The organism is Hymenobacter koreensis (assembly GCF_039541855.1).
Classification (GTDB): domain Bacteria; phylum Bacteroidota; class Bacteroidia; order Cytophagales; family Hymenobacteraceae; genus Solirubrum; species Solirubrum koreensis.
Genome location: NZ_BAABHA010000010.1, coordinates 416805 through 439018 on the forward strand (window position 1 = coordinate 416805; position 22214 = coordinate 439018).

The 22214-nt window shown below is 57.3% G+C and carries 24 protein-coding genes; 12 read left to right on the plus strand and 12 right to left on the minus strand.

The window, feature by feature from the left end:
• The first annotated feature begins 21 nt into the window (after positions 1 to 21).
• Entirely contained in the window at positions 22 to 960 is a 939-nt protein-coding gene (locus ABD903_RS15760) for a hypothetical protein (RefSeq protein WP_345225848.1), read from the plus strand.
• Positions 961 to 1050: 90 nt separating this feature from the next.
• Here the strand turns inward: ABD903_RS15760 and ABD903_RS15765 are convergent, their stop codons facing one another.
• Positions 1051 to 1212 carry a lmo0937 family membrane protein gene (locus ABD903_RS15765; protein ID WP_345225850.1) on the minus strand — a complete coding sequence of 54 codons (162 nt, stop codon included), beginning with the start codon at positions 1210 to 1212 and terminating at the stop codon, positions 1051 to 1053.
• Between the two features lie 336 nt (positions 1213 to 1548).
• Between ABD903_RS15765 and ABD903_RS15770 the strand changes: the two genes are divergently transcribed.
• The 3 genes from ABD903_RS15770 to ABD903_RS15780 all read left to right on the plus strand — a co-directional run bounded on the left by ABD903_RS15770 (position 1549) and on the right by ABD903_RS15780 (position 4288).
• On the plus strand, positions 1549 to 2439 hold the full coding sequence (locus ABD903_RS15770) for a 3-hydroxyacyl-CoA dehydrogenase family protein (RefSeq protein WP_345225851.1): 891 nt from the start codon (positions 1549 to 1551) through the stop codon (positions 2437 to 2439).
• 206 nt (positions 2440 to 2645) lie between these two features.
• A complete protein-coding gene (msrA, locus tag ABD903_RS15775) occupies positions 2646 to 3188 on the plus strand; it encodes a peptide-methionine (S)-S-oxide reductase MsrA (protein ID WP_345225852.1) in 543 nt (180 codons plus the stop codon).
• Between the two features lie 161 nt (positions 3189 to 3349).
• Complete coding sequence (locus ABD903_RS15780) at positions 3350 to 4288, plus strand: isoaspartyl peptidase/L-asparaginase family protein (RefSeq protein WP_345225854.1); 939 nt, start codon at positions 3350 to 3352, stop codon at positions 4286 to 4288.
• 57 nt (positions 4289 to 4345) lie between these two features.
• Here the strand turns inward: ABD903_RS15780 and ABD903_RS15785 are convergent, their stop codons facing one another.
• Positions 4346 to 5164 (minus strand): 2,3,4,5-tetrahydropyridine-2,6-dicarboxylate N-succinyltransferase, encoded by an 819-nt coding sequence (locus ABD903_RS15785; protein WP_345225855.1) that lies wholly within the window; start codon positions 5162 to 5164, stop codon positions 4346 to 4348.
• A gap of 127 nt (positions 5165 to 5291) precedes the next feature.
• On the opposite strand from ABD903_RS15785, the gene ABD903_RS15790 reads away from it, so the two are divergent.
• The 5 genes from ABD903_RS15790 (at position 5292) to ABD903_RS15810 (ending at position 11242) form a co-directional block, all read left to right on the plus strand.
• A complete protein-coding gene (locus ABD903_RS15790) occupies positions 5292 to 6476 on the plus strand; it encodes a glycosyltransferase (RefSeq protein ID WP_345225857.1) in 1185 nt (394 codons plus the stop codon).
• 126 nt (positions 6477 to 6602) lie between these two features.
• A complete protein-coding gene (locus ABD903_RS15795; RefSeq protein ID WP_345225859.1) occupies positions 6603 to 7613 on the plus strand; it encodes a 3-oxoacyl-ACP synthase III family protein in 1011 nt (336 codons plus the stop codon).
• 145 nt (positions 7614 to 7758) lie between these two features.
• Positions 7759 to 8427: a metal-dependent transcriptional regulator gene (locus ABD903_RS15800; protein WP_345225860.1), complete on the plus strand. Its 669-nt coding sequence runs from the start codon at positions 7759 to 7761 to the stop codon at positions 8425 to 8427.
• A gap of 6 nt (positions 8428 to 8433) precedes the next feature.
• On the plus strand, positions 8434 to 9819 hold the full coding sequence (gene mnmE / locus ABD903_RS15805; protein WP_345225862.1) for a tRNA uridine-5-carboxymethylaminomethyl(34) synthesis GTPase MnmE: 1386 nt from the start codon (positions 8434 to 8436) through the stop codon (positions 9817 to 9819).
• A 133-nt stretch (positions 9820 to 9952) separates the two neighbouring features.
• Positions 9953 to 11242, plus strand: a complete 1290-nt coding sequence (locus tag ABD903_RS15810) for a citrate synthase (protein ID WP_345225864.1) — start codon at positions 9953 to 9955, stop codon at positions 11240 to 11242.
• 74 nt (positions 11243 to 11316) lie between these two features.
• Here the strand turns inward: ABD903_RS15810 and ABD903_RS15815 are convergent, their stop codons facing one another.
• From ABD903_RS15815 to lepA, 7 genes are all read right to left on the minus strand, one after another.
• A complete protein-coding gene (locus ABD903_RS15815) occupies positions 11317 to 11673 on the minus strand; it encodes a hypothetical protein (protein ID WP_345225866.1) in 357 nt (118 codons plus the stop codon).
• A gap of 234 nt (positions 11674 to 11907) precedes the next feature.
• Complete coding sequence (locus ABD903_RS15820; RefSeq protein ID WP_345225867.1) at positions 11908 to 12276, minus strand: hypothetical protein; 369 nt, start codon at positions 12274 to 12276, stop codon at positions 11908 to 11910.
• Between the two features lie 312 nt (positions 12277 to 12588).
• The gene (locus ABD903_RS15825; RefSeq protein ID WP_345225869.1) at positions 12589 to 14529 is read right to left on the minus strand and encodes an OmpA family protein; all 1941 of its coding nucleotides are present in this window, start codon (positions 14527 to 14529) and stop codon (positions 12589 to 12591) included.
• Positions 14530 to 14539: 10 nt separating this feature from the next.
• Positions 14540 to 15121 (minus strand): 7-carboxy-7-deazaguanine synthase QueE, encoded by a 582-nt coding sequence (locus ABD903_RS15830; RefSeq protein WP_345225871.1) that lies wholly within the window; start codon positions 15119 to 15121, stop codon positions 14540 to 14542.
• A 210-nt stretch (positions 15122 to 15331) separates the two neighbouring features.
• Complete coding sequence (locus ABD903_RS15835; RefSeq protein ID WP_345225873.1) at positions 15332 to 16249, minus strand: bifunctional 5,10-methylenetetrahydrofolate dehydrogenase/5,10-methenyltetrahydrofolate cyclohydrolase; 918 nt, start codon at positions 16247 to 16249, stop codon at positions 15332 to 15334.
• Positions 16250 to 16255: 6 nt separating this feature from the next.
• Positions 16256 to 16435: a hypothetical protein gene (locus ABD903_RS15840; protein ID WP_345225875.1), complete on the minus strand. Its 180-nt coding sequence runs from the start codon at positions 16433 to 16435 to the stop codon at positions 16256 to 16258.
• A 99-nt stretch (positions 16436 to 16534) separates the two neighbouring features.
• On the minus strand, positions 16535 to 18322 hold the full coding sequence (gene lepA / locus ABD903_RS15845; RefSeq protein ID WP_345225877.1) for a translation elongation factor 4: 1788 nt from the start codon (positions 18320 to 18322) through the stop codon (positions 16535 to 16537).
• Positions 18323 to 18450: 128 nt separating this feature from the next.
• Here lepA and ABD903_RS15850 point away from each other — a divergent pair, with 128 nt between their 5' ends.
• The 3 genes from ABD903_RS15850 (at position 18451) to ABD903_RS15860 (ending at position 20740) form a co-directional block, all read left to right on the plus strand.
• Positions 18451 to 19302 carry a hypothetical protein gene (locus ABD903_RS15850; RefSeq protein WP_345225879.1) on the plus strand — a complete coding sequence of 284 codons (852 nt, stop codon included), beginning with the start codon at positions 18451 to 18453 and terminating at the stop codon, positions 19300 to 19302.
• 92 nt (positions 19303 to 19394) lie between these two features.
• Positions 19395 to 19742 (plus strand): hypothetical protein, encoded by a 348-nt coding sequence (locus ABD903_RS15855; protein WP_345225880.1) that lies wholly within the window; start codon positions 19395 to 19397, stop codon positions 19740 to 19742.
• Between the two features lie 131 nt (positions 19743 to 19873).
• Positions 19874 to 20740 (plus strand): carboxypeptidase-like regulatory domain-containing protein, encoded by an 867-nt coding sequence (locus tag ABD903_RS15860; RefSeq protein ID WP_345225881.1) that lies wholly within the window; start codon positions 19874 to 19876, stop codon positions 20738 to 20740.
• A 137-nt stretch (positions 20741 to 20877) separates the two neighbouring features.
• Here the strand turns inward: ABD903_RS15860 and ABD903_RS15865 are convergent, their stop codons facing one another.
• The 3 genes from ABD903_RS15865 to ABD903_RS15875 form a co-directional block, all read right to left on the minus strand.
• Positions 20878 to 21348 (minus strand): hypothetical protein, encoded by a 471-nt coding sequence (locus tag ABD903_RS15865; protein ID WP_345225884.1) that lies wholly within the window; start codon positions 21346 to 21348, stop codon positions 20878 to 20880.
• A 50-nt stretch (positions 21349 to 21398) separates the two neighbouring features.
• Positions 21399 to 21881 carry a hypothetical protein gene (locus tag ABD903_RS15870; protein WP_345225885.1) on the minus strand — a complete coding sequence of 161 codons (483 nt, stop codon included), beginning with the start codon at positions 21879 to 21881 and terminating at the stop codon, positions 21399 to 21401.
• Positions 21882 to 22064: 183 nt separating this feature from the next.
• On the minus strand, positions 22065 to 22214 hold the full coding sequence (locus tag ABD903_RS15875; protein ID WP_345225887.1) for a hypothetical protein: 150 nt from the start codon (positions 22212 to 22214) through the stop codon (positions 22065 to 22067).

A 22214-nucleotide genomic window follows, 5' to 3' on the forward strand; every position in this document is an offset into this window, starting at 1 on the left:
CTACTGCTCATTTCCTCTGCTATGAAGCGTTTATTGCTGGCGGCCGCCGTTGGCTCGGCCGCGCTGCTTACTGCCCCCGCTGCCCTGGCCCAGCGCACCGACTCTACGGCCGTGAAACCGCAGCTGAACACGGCGCCTCCCGGCCCGGTGTTGCCGCGCACCCGAACCACCACGCCCACCCCAGCGCCTACGGCGCCTAGTCCGGCCCCAACCCGGCCCACTACTCCGGCTCCAACCCAGCCCACAACCCCAACCCAGCCAAGCACCACCATCGACGACGATGGCCGCGAGGCGAAACCACTGCCCTCTACTGCCCCGGCACCGCGTACAGCCCCGCCGGCCACTACGCCCCGCAACGGCACTATTGACGACGACGGCCGCCCGGCCAAGGCCTTGCCATCTACCGGCACGGTTCCGGGCGCTACGCTTGATGAGACGCCTGAAAAGAGCAAGTATTTTATCTACGGAAACTTCAGCCTGGGCCTGAATGGTAACAGGGTCGGCGGCACGTCATACAACGTGGGGGCCTCACCGGCACTGGGCTACCGCATTACCGAGCGTATTGCCGTCGGCCCCGGCATTGTGTACTCGCACTCCGGCTACAGCATTCCGGCTTCTAATTCCAATACCGGCGTTCGGCAGCGCATTTCGGGTAACAATTACGGCTTGAAAGCATTTGCGCAGGTAATAGTATTCAAGCAATTCTTCGTGCACGCTGAGTATGAAGTAACCCGTGCCCAAATCATCTATGAAGTGCTTACCAGTCCCACTACTTTGATGATTGAGCGCCAGGAAGCTACAGTGCGCACTCCTTTGTTAGGCGTCGGCTACCGCCAGTCGCTAGGCGACAGGGCAGCGGCCGACATAGCTGTTCTTTACAACTTCAATAACGGCCTGCAGGCCAATATTTACGGGCAGCCGGTAATTCGCTTCAGCTTCCTGTTTGACATCGGAAAGTAAACTCTGATTTCCGCCCATACAAAAGGGGCGGCCTCCGCAATGGAGGCCGCCCCTTTTGTGTTTTTCAGACGCAACAAGCGTTGGTTCAGCTTATACTGATCCGCCGCGTATCAGGCGCAGAATAATGGCAATAATGGCAATTACCAGTAGGATGTGGATGATATTGCCCATTCCAAAGCTGTTGAAGCCAAGGAAGCCAAGTGCCCAGATGATGATGAGCACAACGGCAATGAGGTACAGCAGATTGCCCATGGTATTTCGAAAGATTAAGTGAGGGTGTGAAAGATTTCAAAATTCTCGCGACCCGTTTCCATCCAGTTTGGAGGTGGCGTGAAGCGGCATTCTGCGGGTTTGTACGCGGGGTTGTGCAAAAGGATATGTTCCAACTTATAATTTCATCAAAAACATATATATCTCGCTATACATCAAGCTGCTAAACATTCCACTTGCTTTCGGGTTATCAGAAGTTGTAACCACTGCTAGCAGGGTAAATACCCACAGTTGGGCGCCGTTTGCCTTTCCCGTAGCTTTGCCGGCGGCGAAGACGTCGCCGCTGACCTGTTTCCTCCCCTTTCTATTTCCCCTCGCATGCTGAACGTTGCCGTCATTGGCTCGGGCACCATGGGCAATGGTATTGCCCACGTGTTTGCCCAGTATGGTTTCCCGGTTACCCTCATCGACCTCAACCTTGACAACCTGAACAAGGGCCTTGCCACCATTGGCAAGAACCTGGACCGGCAGGTAGCCAAAGGGACTTTATCGGAGGACGATAAAACGGCCATCATGGGTCGTTTGCGCCCGTCGACTTCCCTGGAGGAAGGCGTACGCGACGCGGGCCTGGTAGTGGAAGCCGCCACCGAAAACGTGGAGCTAAAGCTGACCATTTTCCGTCAGCTTGATGAGCTAACGCCCGCTGGCTGCATTCTGGCGACCAACACCAGCAGCATCAGCATTACCAAGATTGCAGCTGTAACCAAACGCCCGGAAAGTGTGATTGGCATGCACTTCATGAACCCGGTGCCGGTAATGAAGCTCGTGGAGGTAATTCGCGGCTACGCCACTTCCGATGCCGTTACGGCGCAGGTAATGGAGCTGTCGCGGCAGTTGGGCAAAATCCCCACCGAGGTGAACGACTACCCCGGGTTTGTGGCTAACCGCATTCTGATGCCCATGATCAACGAAGCGGTGTACGCTCTGTACGAAGGCGTAGCGGGCGTTGAGGAAATTGATACCGTTATGAAGTTGGGCATGGCCCACCCCATGGGGCCCTTGCAGCTGGCCGATTTTATTGGCCTGGACGTGTGCCTGGCCATTTTGCGCGTGTTGCATGACGGCTTAGGCAACCCTAAGTACGCTCCCTGCCCCTTGCTGGTGAACATGGTAATGGCCGGCCGCCTGGGCGTGAAGTCGGGCGAAGGGTTCTATAAGCACACGGCTGGTTCCAAGGAGCTGATTGTGGCCGAACGGTTCCGCCGATAAAAGCATCCTGACGCGTACGAAAAGCCCGAGCCGCCCATGCGGCCCGGGCTTTTTTACGTTTTAACCCTACAAGCTATTGGTATGTCCGTAAACCCGCAGCTCAGGTGGTAACGAACATGCCTGGCTAGGCCAGACAGCACTTTTCGAAACCTTATCAACTGGAATACGCTTATTCCCCTACCACACACCTTCATTTTCAACTGCATATGGAATTAGCAACCTTCGGGGCCGGCTGTTTCTGGTGCGTCGAAGCCGTTTTTCAGAACCTGAACGGCGTCGAGAAAGTCGTTTCGGGTTATACCGGCGGCCGCATTGCCAACCCCACATACAAAGAAGTCTGTTCCGGTCTTACAGGCCATAACGAAGTCATACAAGTCAGCTTCGATCCGGAAAAAATCAGCTTTGCCGAGCTGCTGGAAGTGTTCTGGAAAACCCACGATCCTACCACGCTTAACCGCCAGGGCAACGATGTGGGCACGCAGTACCGCTCGGGCGTGTACTACCACAACGCCGAGCAAAAACGCCTGGCCGAGGAGTACAAGCAGAAGCTCAACGACGCCCACGCTTTCCCGCAGCCCATTGTCACGGAAATTCTGCCGCTGTCGGTGTTTTACCCGGCCGAGGATTACCACCAAAACTACTTCAACCTGAACGGCGGCCAGCCTTACTGCCAGTTCGTGGTGAAACCCAAAGTGGACAAAGTTCGCCAGGTATTTGCCGACAAACTGAAAACAGCCATGAGGACCTGAATGTGCTTACAGTTGCAAAAAGCCCGACCAATGGTCGGGCTTTTTTGTTTGCCCACCCAATTAGTACGGCGGCTTTTCCCAACTAGAAGCCCCGCGCCGCGTAACACTTGCACCCGCATGATGAAGCTACCACACCCCCACTTTTACTGCAGTATCCCATCATGGGCAAATACGTTATTGTCATTCACGGCGGGGCCGTCAACACCGATCCGTCCACGATTCCCAAGGAGAAGGAACAAAAGTTGAAGCAAGGCCTTGAGGAAGCATTACAGGCCGGCTGGGAAATTCTAAGCCGCGGTGGTACCGCCCTCGATGCCGTGGAATCGGCTGTGCAAAGCCTGGAAAACCACGAGCTGTTTAACGCCGGCAAAGGCGGCATGCTAAACCTGAACGGCGAAGTAGAAACCGAGGCCAGCATTATGGACGGGCAAACCCTGCGCGGCGGTGCCGTAAGCGGCCTAAAGCTGGTAAAGAACCCCGTTAGCCTGGCGCGGCTGGTGATGGAGAAATGCAAGCACTCTTTCCTGACGGCCGAAGGCGCCCATGAATTTGCCTTGTCGCAAGGCCTTACCCTGCTCGACCCTAGCTACTTCAAAACTGAGGAGCAACAGGAAGAATGGCTGGAAATCATACAGGGGGCGCAGGTAGAACACGCAAACAAGCACGACACCGTGGGGGCCGTTGCCCTGGATCAGCACGGCAACATGGCTGTGGCTACATCCACCGGCGGCATAGAAGGCAAGTTGCGCGGCCGCGTGGGCGACAGTTGCATCTACGGCGGCGGCAGCTACGCGAACAACGATGTGTGTGCGGCTTCCTGCACCGGCGACGGCGAAATTATTATGCTAGCGGCCGTGGCCCACGAAGTATACGCCCTGCGCAAGTACAAAGAATTACCCATTCGGGAAGCCGCCCGCGAAGCCGTAGCCATGTACGCCGACAAGCTGGCAGGCGACCGGGGCATCATTGCCGTGGACCCGGAGGGCAACATTGCCATCGAATCCAACACCAACGTGATGCGCTGTGCCTACCGCGTAGGCGAAGAGAAACCGTTCGTGGCAGTCTGGAAAAAGGAAGTTGACAAGCACCTGCGAAAGTAACCCTCACAAAAAAGCCCGGCTGCCGAAGCCGGGCTTTTTTGTGGGCACTTGTACCGGTTACACTGCCACGTCGTGCTCCCGCAGCGCATCGTTGAGGCTCGTTTTCAAGTCGGTGCTGGGCTTGCGCTGGCCGATAATCAGGGCGCAGGGCACGTGGTACTCCCCGGCCGGAAACTGCTTGGGCAGCGTGCCGGGAATGACCACCGAGCGCGGCGGCACGTAGCCCCGGTATTCCTTCGGTTCCGAGCCCGATACGTCGATGATGCGGGTGCTGCCGGTAATGGTAACCCCGGCACCTACCACAGCTTCTTTGCCGATGTGGCACCCTTCTACCAGAATGCAACGCGAGCCAATGAAAGCACCGTCTTCAATAATAACGGGCGAGGCTTGCACAGGCTCCAGCACCCCACCGAGGCCCACGCCGCCGCTCAGGTGCACATGCGAGCCTACTTGCGCGCAAGAACCCACCGTGGCCCAAGTGTCCACCATGGTACCCTCACCCACGTAGGCACCAATGTTCACGTAGCTGGGCATCATGATAACGCCGGGTGCCAGGAAAGCCCCGTAACGGGCCACGGCGGGCGGCACAACGCGCACTTTTTGCTGGGCGTAGTTGGTCTTGAGCTTCATTTTGTCGTGAAACTCGAACGGGCCCACCTCCATGGTTTCCATTTGCTGCAGTGGGAAGTACAGGATGACGGCTTTTTTAACCCAGTCGTTTACCTGCCAGCGACCTTCCTCCGTGGGTTCGGCAACGCGCAGCTGGCCGCGGTCGAGGTGGTCGATAACGGTGCGAATGGCCTCTTGGGTATCGGCTTGCTGAAGCAGGCTGCGGTCGGTCCAGGCGGCTTCAATGAGGGCGTGAATGTCGTTCATGAGAAAGGCGTGCGCGGCCGGCTGTCGGCCGTTTTGAAGGTAAAGTACATTGCTCTGGCCTGCTGTAACGGGGTATAATTCCGGTATGGCGGCTGCAGCGGCACGAAAGTAGTAGGTTTGGCGTGGTATGACAGCCTCTGTTTCTCGTCCGGTGCGCGTGTTGCTGGCCTCGGTGCTCAAGCCCGTGGACGATACCCGCATGGTCGAAAAGTTTGGCCGCACCCTTGCCGAAGCCGGCTACGAAGTGCACGTGGCGGGCCGCCAAGCCCCTGATGCAGCCCCGGCATCATTTGTACAGCGCCACGTGCTGTTCAGCGCGCACCGCCTCGCCTTCAGCCGCCTCACCGCCCAGTGGCGCTACTGGCAGCTGCTGATGCACAGGCGTACTGCGCCCGACGTGGTGGTGGTACATGCTCCTGAACTGCTTCCTCTTACCCTGCTTTGGCATTTTCTCAACCCGAAGCGGGCCTTCCTCTACGATGTTCGCGAGAACTACGCGCTTAACATTGAAACCCAGCAAGTGTACCCAAAGTGGCTGCGGGGTATGCTGGCGCGAGCTGTACGGGCCGTGGAAACCGCCGCCGCCCGTCTTGCCACCCAGGTACTACTGGCCGAGCGCAGCTACGCCGACGAATTGCCGTTTGCCACGCCCGAGCGGACGCGCATCCTCGAAAACAAGTACCAACCCCAACCCGGCGAACTGGCTCTTTCGGGCACCATTTCGCTTCCCTCTCAGCCTGATGTTCCTTTACGGCTGCTGTACTCAGGTACCATTTCCGAACTGAACGGCGTGTTCGATGCGCTGCGTTTTGCCCAGGCCCTGCACGCGCTGTGGCCCGGTACGCGGCTTACCATCATGGGTTACTGCCAGCGCCCCGAGCAGCTACGGCGCTTGCAGCAGGCGGTGGCGGACGCCGGCCCGTGGGTGCAGCTAATTGGCGGCGCCGCGCTGATACCCCACCCGACCATTGTGGCCGAAATTCAGCGCAGCCACTTTGGTCTGATTCCGTACCAGCCTCACCCTAGCACGTGGCTGTGCGTGCCCACCAAGCTGTTCGAATACCTAGCCAACGGTTTGCCGATGCTGGTGCACCGTAATCCGCACTGGTCCGACTTGGTACACGAGCACCAGGCTGGCTTGCTCATCGACTTCGCAACGCCGGAAGCCGCTGCCCGCCTGGTGGCCGATGCGCTCCGGCAAGGGAGGTCTTTTTACGCGAGTGGGGCGCCCGCTTCCGCGCTTTGGGCCAGCGAAGCACCGCAGTTACTAGCGGCGGTGGCTACTGCCCTGCGGGGGAAAACCGTCCGGTAGCACACATCCGGCCGTTAAAGGCGGCAACACCAGCTGGCGCGACGCCGTTGTAACAAGCGGCGTAGGCGTTGCTATCTTTGGCGCCCTTTCCCCGGCTCTGTTCTGTACCACACCCCCATCATTCCCATGTCCCAACTTTTTACTTCCGCCATTGCCGGCGTCGGCCATTACGTGCCGTCTCGCGTGGTACCTAACGTGGAGCTCGAGGAGCTCATGGAAACCACCGACGCCTGGATTCAGGAGCGCACCGGCATTAAAGAGCGGCGCTGGTTTGAAGAAGGCACTGACACCACCGCCAACATGGGTGCTGCGGCTTCCCGCAAGGCGCTGGAAATGGCCGGCCTCACGCCCGACGACGTGCAGCTCATCGTTTTCGCCACCCTCTCGCCCGACTACCTGTTTCCCGGCTCGGGTGTGCTGTTGCAGCGTGAGCTAGGCATTCAGGCACCCATTCCCGCATTCGACGTGCGTAACCAGTGTTCGGGCTTCATTTATGCCCTGTCGCTGGCCGATCAGTTTATCAAAACCGGCATGTACGAAACGGCGCTGGTGGTGGGCTCCGAAATTCACTCTTCGGGCCTCGATAAAAGCACCCGCGGCCGGGCCGTGTCGGTTATTTTTGGTGATGGTGCCGGGGCCGTGGTGCTCAAGCGCAGCACTGAGGAAGGCCGCGGCATCCTAAGCACCCACCTGCACGCCCAGGGCGAGCATGCCGAAGAGCTGATTACCCGCGAACCGGGCTCGAACCGCGACAACCGCGTGCAAATCGTGCTCGACAAGCCCGAAGACATGTACCCCTTTATGAACGGGCAGCAGGTGTTCAAGCACGCCGTAACGCGTTTTCCCGAGGTTATTCAGGAAGCCCTGCAAGCCAACGGCTACCAGGCCTCCGACATCGACATGCTGATTCCGCACCAGGCCAACCTGCGCATCACCCAGTACGTGGGCCAGAAAATGGGGCTGTCGGAAGACAAAGTATTCAGCAACATCCAGCGCTACGGCAACACCACGGCTGCTTCTGTGCCCATTGCCCTGAGCGAAGCCGTGGGCGAAGGCCGCATCAAGCCCGGCGACCTTGTGTGTCTGGCCGCGTTCGGCTCGGGCTTTACCTGGGCTTCGGCGCTTATTAAATGGTGAGCCCCTTTTACTGAACCGGACCGGCCGGCAAGTTAATTCCAAGGTTGAGGCAGGCGTTTTTCGCCTGCCTCGCTTTTTTTTGGGACCTTTGCTCAGGTTACCGAAACCGTTTTCGATTCCTGCGCCACCCACAGCAAGCACCGCTTTGCCGAGTCACACCGAGGAGAACTACCTAAAAACCATCTTTAAGCTGGCAGAAGCCGAGCCGGGGATGGAAGTCAGCACCAACCGCATTGCCGAGCTGCTGCAAACCAAGCCGGCTTCGGTAACTGACATGCTGCGCCGCCTCGGCGAGAAAGGTCTGCTCAATTACCAACGCTACCGCGGTGTGTCGCTCACGCCCGAAGGCCGGCAGCTGGCCTTGCTTACCATTCGCAAGCACCGCTTGTGGGAAGTGTTTCTGGTGCAGAAACTCGGTTTTGCCTGGGACGAAGTGCACGACGTGGCCGAGGAAATGGAGCACATTCAGTCGCCGCTACTCGTGCGCCGCCTCGATGCTTTCCTGGGCTTCCCACGCCTCGACCCGCACGGCGACCCTATTCCGGCTGAGGATGGGGGCATGAACCGCCCGCAGCTCCAGGTGCTGGCCGACCTCGCCGCTGGCGCCACGGCCTCCATTGTGGCGGTAAAAAATACCGCGCCCGTGTTTTTGCAGCACCTCAGCAAGCTGGGGCTCGAACTGGGCACGCCCGTAACGGTGCTCGACTGCAATGCTTACGACCAGTCCATGCTAATCCGGATCGGTTCGAGCGGCATCGAGCGCATGGTGTCGGCCGAAGTGAGCCGCAACTTGTGCGTGACGGAAACCTACTGATCTGCCATGCTGCCAACCGCGCTTTCCGACACCATTGTTGCGCTTTCCACGCCGCCCGGCGCCGGGGCCATTGCGGTAGTACGCCTCTCAGGCCCCCGCGCCATTGAGCTGGCTAACGGGGTTTTTCGGGGTAAAAACCTAACCGAGCAGCCCGGCAACACCCTGCACTACGGTACGCTCCGCACTGATACCGGCGAGGTGCTCGATGAAGTGGTCGTTGGTCTGTTTCGCGGCCCCCACTCCTACACCCGCGAAGACGTGGTGGAAATCAGCACCCACGGCTCCGACTACATCGTGCGCGAGCTGCTGGCCCTGCTGGTGCGCCGCGGTGCCCGCCTCGCCGAACCCGGCGAGTTCACCAAGCGCGCCTTCCTGAGCGGCGCTTTCGATCTGGCCCAGGCAGAAGCCGTAGCCGACCTTATTGCCGCCGACTCAGCTCTGCAGCACCGCGTGGCCCTCAACCAGATGCGTGGGGGCTTCAGCCAGGAGCTCAAGGAACTGCGCCAACAGCTCATAGACTTTGCGGCGCTCCTGGAACTGGAGCTGGATTTCGGCGAAGAAGACGTGGAGTTTGCCGACCGCTCGGGCTTGCTGCGCCTGCTTACGCACGTCCAAACCGTGGTGCAGCGCCTGCTGCGTTCCTTCGAGCTGGGCAACGTCATCAAGAACGGTGTAACTACGGTTATTGCGGGCCGACCGAACGCGGGCAAAAGCACCTTGCTCAACGCTTTGCTCAACGAGGAACGCGCCATCGTATCGGCCATTCCCGGCACCACTCGGGATTTTATCGAAGACGAAGTCAGCCTCGACGGCATCAAGTTCCGGTTTGTGGATACGGCTGGCCTGCGCGAAACCACCGACGAGGTAGAAGCCATTGGGGTGCAGCGCACCCGCCAGCGCGTGGAGCAGGCCTCCGTGGTTCTCTACCTCTTCGACCTAATCACCGCCTCACCGGCCGAAGTAGCCGCCGATATAGCCGCGCTACCCGTTCCCGGCAGTGCCAGGCTACTGCTCGTGGCCAACAAGCTCGATCAGGCGCCGCCCGCTTCGGTAGCCATTTTTCAACAACAGTTTCCTGACTTGCTATTACTGGCTGCCGCGCCCCGTACCGGCCTCGACGAGCTGCGGCAACACTTGCTGGCTACCGTGCGCCGCGAAGGTCTGGATGCGGGTTCGGCCACCATCGTGACCAACCTGCGCCACGCGCGCAGCCTGGAAGTGGCCGCGCAGGCCCTGGAAGCCGTGCAACTTGGGCTAAACACCGGTGCCGGCACCGAGCTGGTAGCCGCTGACCTGCGCCAGGCATTACGGGCCCTGGGCGAAATCACCGGCGACATTTCCTCCGACGATTTACTGAGCTCGATTTTTACCCGATTCTGCATCGGCAAATAAATTTTGAACAAGCATAACGCTTTCCCTGTACTAGTGCGCGGGAGCAGCAAACTCGCCTTTGGGTTGCAGGGCAAGCTCCTAATTGCGTACTTCGCCCCCGTCGTTCCCCACCCTGTCCAATAACCTGTTTCTAATGGCAGAAAACGCTGAAATAATCCTCGACGGCAAGTCGTACACTTTGCCGGTTGTTGAAGGTACTGAACAAGAAAAAGCATTCGACATCGGCAAGCTGCGTGACCAATCGGGTTACGTAACCCTCGATTCGGGCTACAAGAACACCGGTGCTACCAAAAGCGCCATCACGTTCCTCGACGGCGAAGAAGGCATTCTGCGCTACCGCGGCTACCCCATCGAGCAGCTCGCCGAGCACTCCAACTTCATGGAAGTAGCCTACTTGCTGATTTACGGCAAGCTGCCTACCGAACAGGAAATCACCGATTTCAACGGCCAGATTGCCCGCCATACCCTCGTTCACGAGGATATGCGTAAGATTTTCGACGGCTTCCCCTCGAGCGCCCACCCCATGGGCATCTTGTCGTCACTGGTTTCGGCCCTCACTGCGTTCTACCCTGAGTCGCTCGACCCGAACCAGAGCGAGGAGGAAATGAACTTGAACATCAAGCGCCTTATCGCCAAGATTTCGACGATTGCCGCTTGGTCGTACAAGAACTCGGTTGGCCACCCGGTTAACTACCCCAAAAACAAGCTGGACTACGTGTCCAACTTCCTCCACATGATGTTCGCCTTCCCCACGGAAGATTACGACATCAACCCGGTGGTGGTAAATGCCCTGAACAAACTGCTGATTCTGCACGCCGACCACGAGCAAAATTGCTCGACCTCCACGGTGCGCATGGTGGGCTCGGCTAACGCCTCGCTTTACTCGTCGGTTTCGGCCGGTATTTGCGCCTTGTGGGGCCCGCTGCACGGCGGTGCCAACCAAGAGGTGATTGAGATGCTGGAAGAGATTAAGGCCGACGGTGGCAACACCGACAAGTGGCTGGCCAAGGCCAAGGACAAGAACGACCCGTTCCGTCTCATGGGCTTCGGTCACCGCGTGTACAAAAACTTCGATCCGCGCGCCAAAATCATCAAGAAGGCCGCCGACGATGTGCTGTCTGCCTTGGGTATCGACGACCCCATTCTGGAAATTGCCAAGAAGCTCGAAGAGGCTGCGCTTACCGATCCTTACTTCGTTGAGCGTAAGCTATATCCGAACGTTGACTTCTACTCGGGCATTATCTACCGGGCCATTGGAATTCCGACGGATATGTTCACGGTAATGTTTGCCATGGGCCGCCTCCCCGGCTGGATTGCCCAGTGGAAAGAGCTGCGCGAAAACAAGGAGCCAATTGGACGTCCGCGCCAGATTTACACGGGCGAAACGGAGCGCAACTACGCGCCTATTTCGGAGCGTTCCTAGTTCAAAGGTTTCTAATTAAACAAAGCGGCCAGCCCTTACCGGGCTGGCCGCTTTGTTTTTGGCCGAGCGGCTGATTAACGACCGTTCACGGCAATGGTATTGGTCTGGGCTTGCTTATATGCTAGCAGCTGTTGCGAATTGAGTACAGTAGCCAAGTTAGCTTCATACGCTATCTGCAGCTCACCGATGCGCTTGGCCAGTGCCGCAGGCTCGGCGGCATACATGGCCTTGGCCTCCTGCTCGGCTGTGAGCATATCGATGGTCATTCGCCGCACTTTTAAGTACTGGGCTTCATTAAGCTGAGAAGTGCGCACCATTTGGCGCGCAATGCCGGTAGCCCGCGCCTCTATGGGTTGGTCGCTGATCGGCTGGGCAACCAATGCACCACAGGATAATGCCAGGCTGAACACGCAGGCGTAAACGGTTTTCATAGTAAGGTTTGAAAAGAGGTGGAAGTATGATGACCCTGAGTCAGAAGCAGCAGTAAAGGCATCTGCCTAGCGCCGATCCAACATAACAATATTAACAATAATTTATATTTGTCAAATATTAAGTTTGATTTATTTTCTATCCATGGTTCCGCATGGCTCCCGATCAAGCCCACGTAACGCAACAACGCCAGCCCAATTCGGACTGGCGTTGTTGCATCGTGAAAGCGGCTGAAGTTAACGGCTCGGCTGGCCGAGGGCGGTCATGCTGCTTTGGTTTTTGGTAAACGCTACCAACTGGTTCGGCCGTAGCAAAGTGGCTAATTGGCGGTAGTAGCTTAGCTGAGCATCGGCCATGCGAATGTCCCGGATATCGGGGTCGGCGGCGAAACGCTCCTTAATGTCTTCCAGGTCGGTGAGCATGCGCAGGTTCAGTTGCTTCAACTTCAGGTACTGGCCTTCGTCGAGCAGGGCCTTCTCGGCCATGGTGCGCGTAAGGGCCGTGGCGCGGCTGTTAAGCGCGCCTGTTTCATCGGGCTCCGAGCTGGCAGCGGAAGCACCTTGTAGACCTGCGGCCAAACCCGCGACGAGTAGTAGCTTTTTCATGGTGGAGAAGTGTGGAAGATGGAAATGTGAATGGAAGGGTGTTTTTAAGCTGTTGTGAGAGGCTATGCTGCTGTTGCGCTTTGCATCAGAGCACATTCCAAACATACAGATAAATTTTAAATAAAAAAATAAAAATTATAACTATTCTAATCAATATCTTTGATGAAGAACACTCAATTAACTGTTTTTCAGACGTTTATTAACAACCCCAATTAGCACTACTTCAGCAACCTAAAGCTTTACTTTAAGTGCGTAAAAAAGCGGCCAACCTACGAATAGGTGGCCGCTACCAGAATAAAATAGAACAAGCTTCTACAGAATACGCAGCTCGATGCGCCGGTTTTGCTGTCTGTGCTCTTCTGAATCGTTCGCCGCTACGGGCTTTTGCTCGCCGTAGCCCCGGAAGCGAAGCCGCCCGGCCTTCACGCCGTGCTCAACTAAATAGTTGTACACCGACCGAGCCCGGTTTTTCGACAGCACCAGGTTGTCGTCGTCGCTGCCCACGTCATCGGTATGGCCCGAAATTTCCACCTGTATTTCGGAGTACTGGCGCATGAACTGGATCAGGCGGTTCAGTTCGGTGCGGGAGTTCGGCTTCAGCGCGTATTCCTTGGTATCGAAAAACAAGTTGTTCAGCACAATGCTCCGCCCCGAACGAACCGGCTCCAGGTAGATGTCAAGAGTCAGCGGATCAAAATTGCGCTTGTTGGAATAGTCAAAGTTGAGGCTTTTCATCAGGTACTTATCGGCCGCGGCGTACATGCCGTATTGGCGGCCTTCATTCAACACCACCGTGTACTCACCGTTTTCAGGGTCGGAGGTTACGAACTGGGTTAGCTCATCCGTTTTCAGGTCGTAAATCTGCACATCGGCCTGAATCGGCTTCTTGGTAATGGCATCGAAAACCCGGCCCTGCGTGTAGGTACTGTTTTCGCTCGACTGGACTTCCTTTGGCACTTCGAAGCTGAATAACTCCACCGGCCGTTCCCGCTCTTTCACAGTGGCCTCGGCCGGTCGGGTGCGTGAACAAAACCCGCGGCGGTTGTCCGATGACACAAACATCGAAGCTTCGTTTTCAAAGGTATTGAGCGGATAGCCCAGATTTACGGGAACCGACCATTTGCCCCCCGCTAGCGAGGTGCGGTACACATCGAGTCCGCCCATGCCTACTAAGCCGTCGGTAACATAGTAGAGCGTGGTGCCGCTGGCGTGAATGAATGGCGCCATATCCTTGCCGGCAGTATTCACGGGCTGCCCTAAGTTGCGCGCCAAGCTCCACGAACCGTCGGTTTGCAGGGTGGTAACGTAAACATCCTCTTGGCCCTGGCCACCGCGGCGGTCAGAAGTAAAATACAGCGTACGACCGTCGGCAGACAGGGAAGGCTGCGAATCCCAATTAACGGAATTGACGTTCCGGCCCAGGTTGCGCGGTTTGCTCCAGGTATTACCCGTGCGACGCGAAATGTATAAGTCGCAGTTACCCACGGCGCCAGGACGGTCACAGGAGGCGAAAACCAGCGTTTTACCATCGCCGGAAATCGATCCGGCTCCTTCGTTGAACTGGGTGTTGATGTTTGACGATATCAGCGAAGGCTCGCTAAAAGTACCGTCTTTGCCCATGCGACTCACCACGATGTCCTCGTCGGATTCTCCGGTTTTGCGGGCTGTGTACACCAAGAAGCGGTTGTCGGCAGTAACGGCGGGGAAATACTGAAACCGAAACGTGTTCAGCGGTGCGCCCAGTCGTTGCGGCGTGGTGCCTACCGGATGCTGAATGGCGTTCAGGGCAAACTCACAGCTCTGCAGTTGTTGCTGAGCCTTGGGAATGTAGCGTTGGCCTTTAGGAGCTGCTTTCAGGTACTTCTGATAAGCGTCCTGTGCCGTTTTGTATTCGCCGAAGCCCAACGCTAACTCGCCCAGAATGAAATAGTCGTTCATTCTACCCGCTTCGAAAGGCGTTTTCTCTAAACCTTGCCGATACGCCTCAAACGCGGCAGGTTTATCGCCCATGATGCGCAACAAAGAGCCTTTCAGCAGAAATGGCTCCCCCATGGAGGGAAACTTGTCGTTCAACCCATTCAGGGTTTCAATGGCTTTATCAAATTGCCGATCTTTGACTTGCTGCTGCGCTTTTTCCCAAAGGTTTCGGGCTTTGGTATTGGTAACGGGGCTTTTGGCTTGCGCAACTGCTTGGGGAGCAGCCGATAGACAAACCAATACAACAGCCAACAACGGCAGCAACATGCGGCGCATAAACTCGGGGCTACGGAATGTCGAGGTACTTATGCGTCTGAAGCGACACCTGCCAGCGCGGGTGTTGCTTGACGTATTCTATGAGCAATGGGGTAATTGAAGCGGCTTTGCTCCACTCGGGCTGTAAGAAAAGCCGGCAAGTGGGACCCACCTGAGCGGCATGTTCTTCGGCCCAGGCAAAGTCGCTTTTGTGGAATACCACCACTTTTAGTTCGTGGGCTTGTGCCAGTACATCGGGGCGTGGGGCTTTGAATTTCTTGGGCGAAAGGCAAATCCAGTCCCATTCACCGGACAGCGGATGGGCACCGGAGGTTTCGAGCCAGGTTTGCATCCCGGCTGCATGCAGAGAACGTGTAAGGGCGCCTAATTCGTGCATCAGGGGCTCACCGCCGGTAATAACCACGGCTTTGCCAGGGTGCTGGCTGGCCTGCGCCACCAAATCGGCAATGGCATATTTGGGATGAGCCTCAGCGTCCCAAGATTCCTTTACATCACACCAATGGCAGCCCACATCGCAGCCACCGAGGCGAATGAAGTATGCGGCACGGCCGGCGTTAGCGCCTTCGCCCTGAATGGTGTAAAACTGCTCCATCACCGGCAAAGCTGGCGCAGAGGCTGATAGGGAGGCAGGAAGTACGGGAAGCGGGTAAGTCAAAACGAATGAACTGCGCAGAAAAAAAGCCGGGCCGTCGAGTTTACGGCAGCGCCGCCAAATGCGATGCTCCCGTTTACCGGCGGCCCGACTTTAAAAATAGAACAACCCGCCGGCTTTAGCAATTCCCGAGCTGTTGAAATTTTGGATTTATTTACGAGGGTAGACCTCACCTGTTGCTGCACGCAGGGTATTTTGTAGCAACATGGCAATAGTCATGGGACCTACTCCACCCGGTACGGGCGTGATGTAACTGCATAGCGGCGCCACTTCATCAAAGTTCACGTCGCCCCGCAAAGCCCAGCCAGCCTTCTTGGATTCGTCGGGCACGCGGGTTGTGCCCACGTCGATTACCACTGCGCCGGGGCTAACCATGTCGGCCGTTACAAAACCCGGACGACCCAAAGCTGCCACCAGAATATCGGCGGTACGGGTTATGCTGGGCAAATCCTGGGTGCGCGAATGGCATAAAGTAACAGTGCAGTTACCCGGCTCTAAATTCTTAGCCAGCAGAATACTAACCGGTGTTCCTACAATGTTGCTTCGCCCAATAACTACGCAGTGCTTACCATCGGTAACGAGGTTGTAGCGGCGCAGCAGTTCTACAATGCCCGAGGGAGTAGCGGGCAGCAACGAGGGCAACCCAGCCACCATACGGCCGATGTTCATGGGGTGAAAACCGTCGACGTCTTTCTCGGGCCGAATGGCTTCGATGACCTTTTGCGACGAGATATGCGCCGGCAGCGGCAGCTGCACAATGAAGCCATCTATTTCAGGATCCTGGTTCAGCTCGGCTACTTTGGCCAACAGGTCGGCTTCGGTAATATCCTCTTCGTACCGCAGCAGCGTGGAGCCAAAACCCACGGCTTGGCAGGCCAGCACCTTGTTGCGCACGTAGGTTTCGGAGCCGCCATCATGCCCTACTAGTATGGCGGCGAGGTGGGGAATTTTGCGGCCCGCGGCGCGCAGCTTCTCCACTTCCTGGGCAATTTCACTTTTGATGTCCTCGGCGGTTTTCTTGCCGTCGATGAGGCGGAAAGTAGTGGCGGCTTCGGGGGCAGTGGTCATGCGCGTTTAGGCTTGGGTCGGTTTATGGGTTTGTTCGAATTGAGCAATTGCCTCGCGACCGGACTTCAGGATTTCCTGTTCCATTACCGGCCAATCGTCGCGCCACCGGAACTTCAGTTCCTGGCCGCGGCGTATTTTCTCGAGTTGGGCTTCGTTTGTACAGTTCTTGGTGAGGCTGTTATTCATGGCAATGCATTTATCAAACAGGGCTTTTGCAAGAACTGGATGAGGTGTGAAAATGAGTTAAGAGCAAAAAAAACGCGGCTCGGGGCCGCGTTTATGAAATCAATCAATTTTTAGCACTGCCAGAAAGGCTTCCTGCGGTATCTCCACGGAGCCCACTTGTCGCATCCGCTTCTTGCCTTCCTTCTGCTTTTCGAGCAGCTTGCGCTTACGCGAAATGTCGCCGCCGTAGCATTTGGCAATTACGTTTTTGCGCAATGCCTTTACCGTTTCGCGGGCCACGATTTTCTGACCAATGGCGGCCTGAATGGCAATTTCGAACATCTGGCGCGGCAGCAGCTCCTTGAGCTTTTCGCAGAGGCGTTTGCCCCAGTCGTAGCTCTTGGAGCGGTGCACAATAGCCGACAAGGCATCCACCTTCTCGCCGTTGAGCATTACGTCCAGCTTCACCATGTCCGACTCGCGGAAACCGATCAGTTCGTAATCGAGCGACGCGTAGCCGCGCGAAATGGTTTTGAGCTTGTCGAAGAAGTCGAACACGATTTCCGACAGCGGCAGCTCAAACGACAGCTCAACACGTTCCGACGTGAGGTAGCTCTGCCCCTTGATAAGGCCGCGCTTCTCCATGCAGAGCGTGATGATGGGTCCCACAAACTCGGCCGCCGTAATGATCTGGGCCTTGATGAAGGGCTCCTCGATGAACTTGATCAGGTTGGGCTCGGGCATTTCGCTCGGGGCCGATACCATTTTCAGTTCGTCGCGGTTGGTAGTTACCTTAAACTGTACGCTGGGTACCGTGGTAATAACCGTCATGTTGAACTCGCGCTCCAGGCGTTCCTGCACGATTTCCATGTGCAGCATGCCCAGGAAACCGCATCGGAAACCGAAACCAAGGGCGGCTGAAGTTTCCGGCTCCCACACGAGTGAGGCGTCATTGAGCTGCAGCTTTTCCATGCAGGAGCGCAGCTCTTCGTACTCGGTAGTATCAACCGGATAGATACCGGCGAATACCATAGGCTTCACGTCCTCAAAACCCACAATGGCTTCCTGCGTGGGACGGGCTACGTGGGTGATGGTGTCGCCCACTTTTACTTCGCGGGCTTCTTTAATGCCCGAAATAAGGTAACCTACGTTGCCGGCGCGCATTTCGGGGCGCGGCTCCTGGTTCAGGCCCAGAATACCGATTTCGTCGGCGCCGTACTCCTTGCCTGTTGCCAGGAAGCGGAGTTTGTCGCCCTTGCGCATGGTGCCGTTCTTGATGCGGAACAGAACCTCGATACCGCGGTAGGAATTGAATACCGAATCGAAAATGAGGGCTTGCAGGGGAGCTTCCGGGTCGCCGGCGGGGGCGGGTACGCGCTCCACGATGGCATTCAGGATATCCTCGATGCCCAAGCCAATTTTGCCCGACGCGTGGATGATGTCTTCGTGCTTGCAGCCGATGAGGTCCACAATTTCGTCGGACACTTCCTCGGGCATGGCGTGCGGCAGGTCAATCTTGTTGAGCACCGGAATGATTTCCAGATCGGCCCCAATGGCGAGGTAGAGGTTGGAAATCGTTTGGGCTTCGATGCCCTGCGAGGCGTCCACAATCAGCAAAGCACCTTCACAGGCAGCAATGGAACGGGACACTTCATAGCTAAAATCGACGTGGCCGGGGGTATCGATGAGGTTGAGCGTGTACACTTCCCCTTTGTAAGGGAACTGCATCTGGATGGCGTGGCTCTTGATGGTGATGCCCCGCTCCCGCTCCAAATCCATGTTATCGAGCAATTGGGCCTGCATATCGCGCTTGGCCACGGTGCTGGTAAATTCCAGCAGGCGGTCGGCCAGCGTGCTTTTGCCGTGGTCGATGTGGGCAATGATGCAGAAGTTGCGGATGTTCTTCACTCGGCTGGAATAGGCGTTCTTTAACCACAAAGGTAGGCCTTTCGGGCCGCAAAAACTACGCTGCCGCCCCCTCACCTCTTGTTGGCATAGGGGCAACCGCCGTACTTTGGCCGGAGTTCCTTTCGCATATGGCTGCAACTGATACCGCTTTCACCACTTCTGCTTCCGATGTTCGGCAAAAAGCCCTCATTGCAGGGTTGAACGCTACCGTTCTGTATGTGCTGGCTTATTTGCTGGCCAACACCCTTTACCAGGCCGCTACCGTGGCTATGGCGGTTCGCCTGAGCATCAGGGGCGTGTGGGAACTGGAGCGCGTAAAGTTTCTGATTGCCGATGGTGAATGGGTGCGTATTGCCGTGCTGGCCGTGTACAGCGTGGGTCCGCTGCTGTGCGCCGGCCTGGGCGTGGCTGCGGCGCTATGGTTCTGGTATTCGGCCCGACTGAAGCGCGGCTTGCTGAAGCTGTTTCTGGTGTGGGTGGCGCTGCATTGCTGTAACCTGTTTTTCGGCGCCATGGTAGCCGACACTTTTACCGAAAACGGCTTCTGGTACATTCCAAGCTGGCTTTTCCTGGCCGGTAACGGTCCTAATATTGCCGTGGCCGTGGTATTCGGCCTAATTCAAATGGTGTTGGGCTACTTCGCGGCCATTCTGTTTCTGCAAAGCCACGACTCTATTACCCTGATGAAGTATGTGAACCGCCGCGTACTGATTTACGCCACGCTGTTTGCGCCGTGGCTCGTAGGCTCGCTGGTGCTGGCACTAGCGAAGTTTCCGCACTTCGGCCGCAACGAGCAGTTGCACTTTGCCACCATGCTGCTGCTGCTGGCGCCGTTGTCATTCGCAGCCGCTAACGAGCTGTTCGAGTTTACTCTGGAAGCGCCGCAAAAGACGCGTATAGCCTGGGGCTTGGTGGTGCTGGCGCTGGTGGTTTTGGTTGCTATGCGCCTCGTACTGGGACCGGGTATTCATTTTGCGTAAGAGACTAGTAGATCAAACCGACCTCCTACTTAGTCATACTGAATAAGCGGATTTGCGTATTGGATCTACCCTCCAACCTTACTCCTACCGCTATGTCAGTCAAACTGAATCCCCAGGCCGTTTCCTACGCCAAACGCCTTATTCAAGAAGGCAAGGTACTACACGACGAAGGCCACTGGGGCGAACATAACCCCGACTCAAAAGCCGAAAACGCTTACCTGGAAAAACACGAGTACGGCGAGTACGGCAATTGGCACCTCGGCCTCGACGCCGAGGCCGGCGAAGACACGAAGGGCCGTTACAAATTCCCCATCGGCGACTTTCAGAAGATTCACCGCGACGGCCTGATTGCGGCCAAAGAGCGAGCCGCCCAGCAAGGCTACCACGACATCGAGCAAGCTGCCGATAAGCTTCTGCAGCTCGTAGATAATAAACAGTAGTGCGCTTTTCAGCTCAATTAAAAGCCCTAACCTTAGCTGGTTGGGGCTTTTTTGCTAATCGAACGACAACAGCATACAACGTACTGGGGAGCCGCTGCATCTTCTTCGTAACGTTTCCCACTACAAATTATATGCGCATCGTATTTGCTCTTTTTCTGTTTCTGCTGCTTTGCTCTTCAGTCCTACGAGCCCAGCAACTAACCGGCAATGTGGTAACCGCCGATTCCGGCCAACCGGTTGCTTTTGCCACCGTTGGTGTAAAAGGCAAGGCCGTAGGTACCACCACCAACGAAGCCGGCCGCTTTGCCTTTACCGCCCCCGAATCGGTGGTGGCGCAGGATTCCGTCATCATTTCCTGCATCGGGTATCGGCCGTTGCGTCTCACCATTGATCAGGTAAAGCAGTCGAACCGCACCTGGCAGCTCCAGCCCGCGCGTCAGGCTCTGCAGGAAGTACGGGTGCGCCACGGCCGAGTCGCGCCTGCGGTACTGGGGCGCGATGCCATTGGCGGTGCAGCACACTGGACCACGGCCCTGCGCGATGTGGAAGCGCTAAAAACCGACGAGCGGGGCTGGGAAATAGTTACTCTCCTGCCAGTGCGCAAATCCTGTTACCTCGATGCCTTCAGCGTGTATATTGAACAAAACGGCTTCCAACCCGTGCGCATGCGTTTCATGCTCTACAGCGTGGAAAACGGCAAGCCCGGCCGGCAGCTGCTCACCGATGACATCCAGTTTGTTATTCCCAGCCAGCAGACCGGCTGGGCTACCGTCGACCTGAGCAGCTACAACATCCATTTGCCCAAGGGCCAGACCGTAGCCGCCGGTATTCAGTGGCTGCACGGCGAAAAGCTCCCAAACGCTACGCAGGCCTTGGGCGGGCCCGGCGCCATTCCTTCCGTTGGCAGCCGGGTGGCTATTCGCAACAAAAGCGAAGACAACTGGCGCGTGCTGCCCGTTAACGTGAGCATGTACTTAGCCGTGCAGCAATACAAATGATATGCTTACAAAACCCTTTTCATTCAGCGCATTACCAAAATCAGCTGCAAGGACCTACCGACAGCCCCGCCAACGGGCGCAGGTAGCTGCAGACTAACACACCACGGTGCGGTGCCAGTGCGCCTCACCTACCCGGCTCAGCGCTTCTCCTTGTAGGGCTTGATGCTGTGCACCATCTGGGTAAGTAGCTCGTCGTGAGTGGCGAAAATTTCGGGCGAGGCATACAAGTACACCAGCAGCACGTGGCCGCGGTGGTGAGCCGCCAAGGCATCGTAACGCAGCTCCTGACCGGCCAGGCGCCCGGCACCGGTGGTTTCCACAAAGGCAATACCGTTGTAATGCGTGCTGTAGCGCTTGTTTCCCTGCACCCCGAAGCGTTGCAGCAACTCGTCAAGGGCCTCGTGTTGGGTATGGCGCCGGGCGGCGTACCGCAGCTTGGCCACCACCAGCAGAATCTGGCCGGTAGGATCGGTGTGGGTTACAACGGCAGCGCTATCCGTTGCTTCCATTTGCACCCGCCAGGACTGCGGCACCTGGTATTGAACCTGGTAGTTGGAATTCCGAATCCATTCCAGCTCGGAGGCAGCGGGCGTTTGGGCTTTCCCCACTACCGGTAACAGCAGTACCAACAGCACCCAAATCCAAAACCAGATATTGCTTAGGGCAGAGGCAGCGGTTGGGGCGACCAGTTGGGCAGCAGGTACCGCAGCGGCGACTCGGCTTGCGCCCAGGGCGTGGTGGACAGGAACAAATGCACCACGGTCGGCTCCGTGGCCGGTGCTTGCACCATGGCCTCGTAGTAAGCCACCGCGCCGCGGTAGCGGCCGAAACCCGTGACCAGCGCGGTAGCCGGTCCGGTGGGCACCACGCTCGGCGCCGCCGTAGGCACCAGCCCCGCGTGCCGCAACAATCGGTGTACGGCTGGCTCGGGGGCTATCGGGTGCGGGGCTACCCAATGGCCTACCAACAACAGGGCGGCTTGCTGCGGATGCCGGTAGCTTACTACCCTTAGCGTGTCGGGCACTACGTGGCGCAGCTCCGACCACCCGCTGGGCGCCCGAAACTTGAGTTGCCGGGCGCGCAGGGGGGCCGCAGGGTCGTTGGCCGGCGCGGCTGTTGTCAGGCCGGTGGCGAGCAACATTAAACAAAGCAGAAGCGGTTTCATGGCACATAGCAGAACAAAAGGTTGGTGGTCATTTAAAAGAGCGGAGTATGTGAGCAGCGTCATTTCAGGCGGTTGCCGTTGCCGGGTTTGGGGCCCAGCTACTTCCATGCATGGCCTCGGAGGCAGAACGCACGCGGCGGTTTACTGCCCGCAGAACCCTTACCCGCGCGGCGTACGGCCGTCGACCGGGGTGGTAAATAGGTTCTGCTGGGCCTGCGCCTCCGCTACCGGAGGCAGCAGGCTCAGCAGACCGGTCGCCAGCCTACGCGCTGGGCAGCCGGGCAAAAAGCGGATGGAAAGTGAAGGCAT

Excerpts from the sequence above, each read along its gene's own strand:
- ABD903_RS15780 (WP_345225854.1), top strand. The coding sequence starts at position 3,350 with ATGGGCAAATACGTTATTGTCATTCACGGCGGGGCCGTCAACACCGAT.
- ABD903_RS15770 (WP_345225851.1), top strand. The coding sequence starts at position 1,549 with ATGCTGAACGTTGCCGTCATTGGCTCGGGCACCATGGGCAATGGTATT.
- ABD903_RS15810 (WP_345225864.1), top strand. The coding sequence starts at position 9,953 with ATGGCAGAAAACGCTGAAATAATCCTCGACGGCAAGTCGTACACTTTG.
- ABD903_RS15820 (WP_345225867.1), bottom strand. The coding sequence starts at position 12,276 with ATGAAAAAGCTACTACTCGTCGCGGGTTTGGCCGCAGGTCTACAAGGT.
- mnmE (WP_345225862.1), top strand. The coding sequence starts at position 8,434 with ATGCTGCCAACCGCGCTTTCCGACACCATTGTTGCGCTTTCCACGCCG.
- ABD903_RS15835 (WP_345225873.1), bottom strand. The coding sequence starts at position 16,249 with ATGACCACTGCCCCCGAAGCCGCCACTACTTTCCGCCTCATCGACGGC.
- msrA (WP_345225852.1), top strand. The coding sequence starts at position 2,646 with ATGGAATTAGCAACCTTCGGGGCCGGCTGTTTCTGGTGCGTCGAAGCC.
- ABD903_RS15790 (WP_345225857.1), top strand. The coding sequence starts at position 5,292 with ATGACAGCCTCTGTTTCTCGTCCGGTGCGCGTGTTGCTGGCCTCGGTG.
- ABD903_RS15875 (WP_345225887.1), bottom strand. The coding sequence starts at position 22,214 with ATGCCTTCACTTTCCATCCGCTTTTTGCCCGGCTGCCCAGCGCGTAGG.
- ABD903_RS15860 (WP_345225881.1), top strand. The coding sequence starts at position 19,874 with ATGCGCATCGTATTTGCTCTTTTTCTGTTTCTGCTGCTTTGCTCTTCA.
- ABD903_RS15830 (WP_345225871.1), bottom strand. The coding sequence starts at position 15,121 with ATGGAGCAGTTTTACACCATTCAGGGCGAAGGCGCTAACGCCGGCCGT.
- ABD903_RS15765 (WP_345225850.1), bottom strand. The coding sequence starts at position 1,212 with ATGGGCAATCTGCTGTACCTCATTGCCGTTGTGCTCATCATCATCTGG.
- ABD903_RS15795 (WP_345225859.1), top strand. The coding sequence starts at position 6,603 with ATGTCCCAACTTTTTACTTCCGCCATTGCCGGCGTCGGCCATTACGTG.
- ABD903_RS15850 (WP_345225879.1), top strand. The coding sequence starts at position 18,451 with ATGGCTGCAACTGATACCGCTTTCACCACTTCTGCTTCCGATGTTCGG.
- ABD903_RS15785 (WP_345225855.1), bottom strand. The coding sequence starts at position 5,164 with ATGAACGACATTCACGCCCTCATTGAAGCCGCCTGGACCGACCGCAGC.
- ABD903_RS15815 (WP_345225866.1), bottom strand. The coding sequence starts at position 11,673 with ATGAAAACCGTTTACGCCTGCGTGTTCAGCCTGGCATTATCCTGTGGT.
- ABD903_RS15760 (WP_345225848.1), top strand. The coding sequence starts at position 22 with ATGAAGCGTTTATTGCTGGCGGCCGCCGTTGGCTCGGCCGCGCTGCTT.
- ABD903_RS15870 (WP_345225885.1), bottom strand. The coding sequence starts at position 21,881 with ATGTTGCTCGCCACCGGCCTGACAACAGCCGCGCCGGCCAACGACCCT.
- ABD903_RS15840 (WP_345225875.1), bottom strand. The coding sequence starts at position 16,435 with ATGAATAACAGCCTCACCAAGAACTGTACAAACGAAGCCCAACTCGAG.
- ABD903_RS15825 (WP_345225869.1), bottom strand. The coding sequence starts at position 14,529 with ATGCGCCGCATGTTGCTGCCGTTGTTGGCTGTTGTATTGGTTTGTCTA.
- ABD903_RS15855 (WP_345225880.1), top strand. The coding sequence starts at position 19,395 with ATGTCAGTCAAACTGAATCCCCAGGCCGTTTCCTACGCCAAACGCCTT.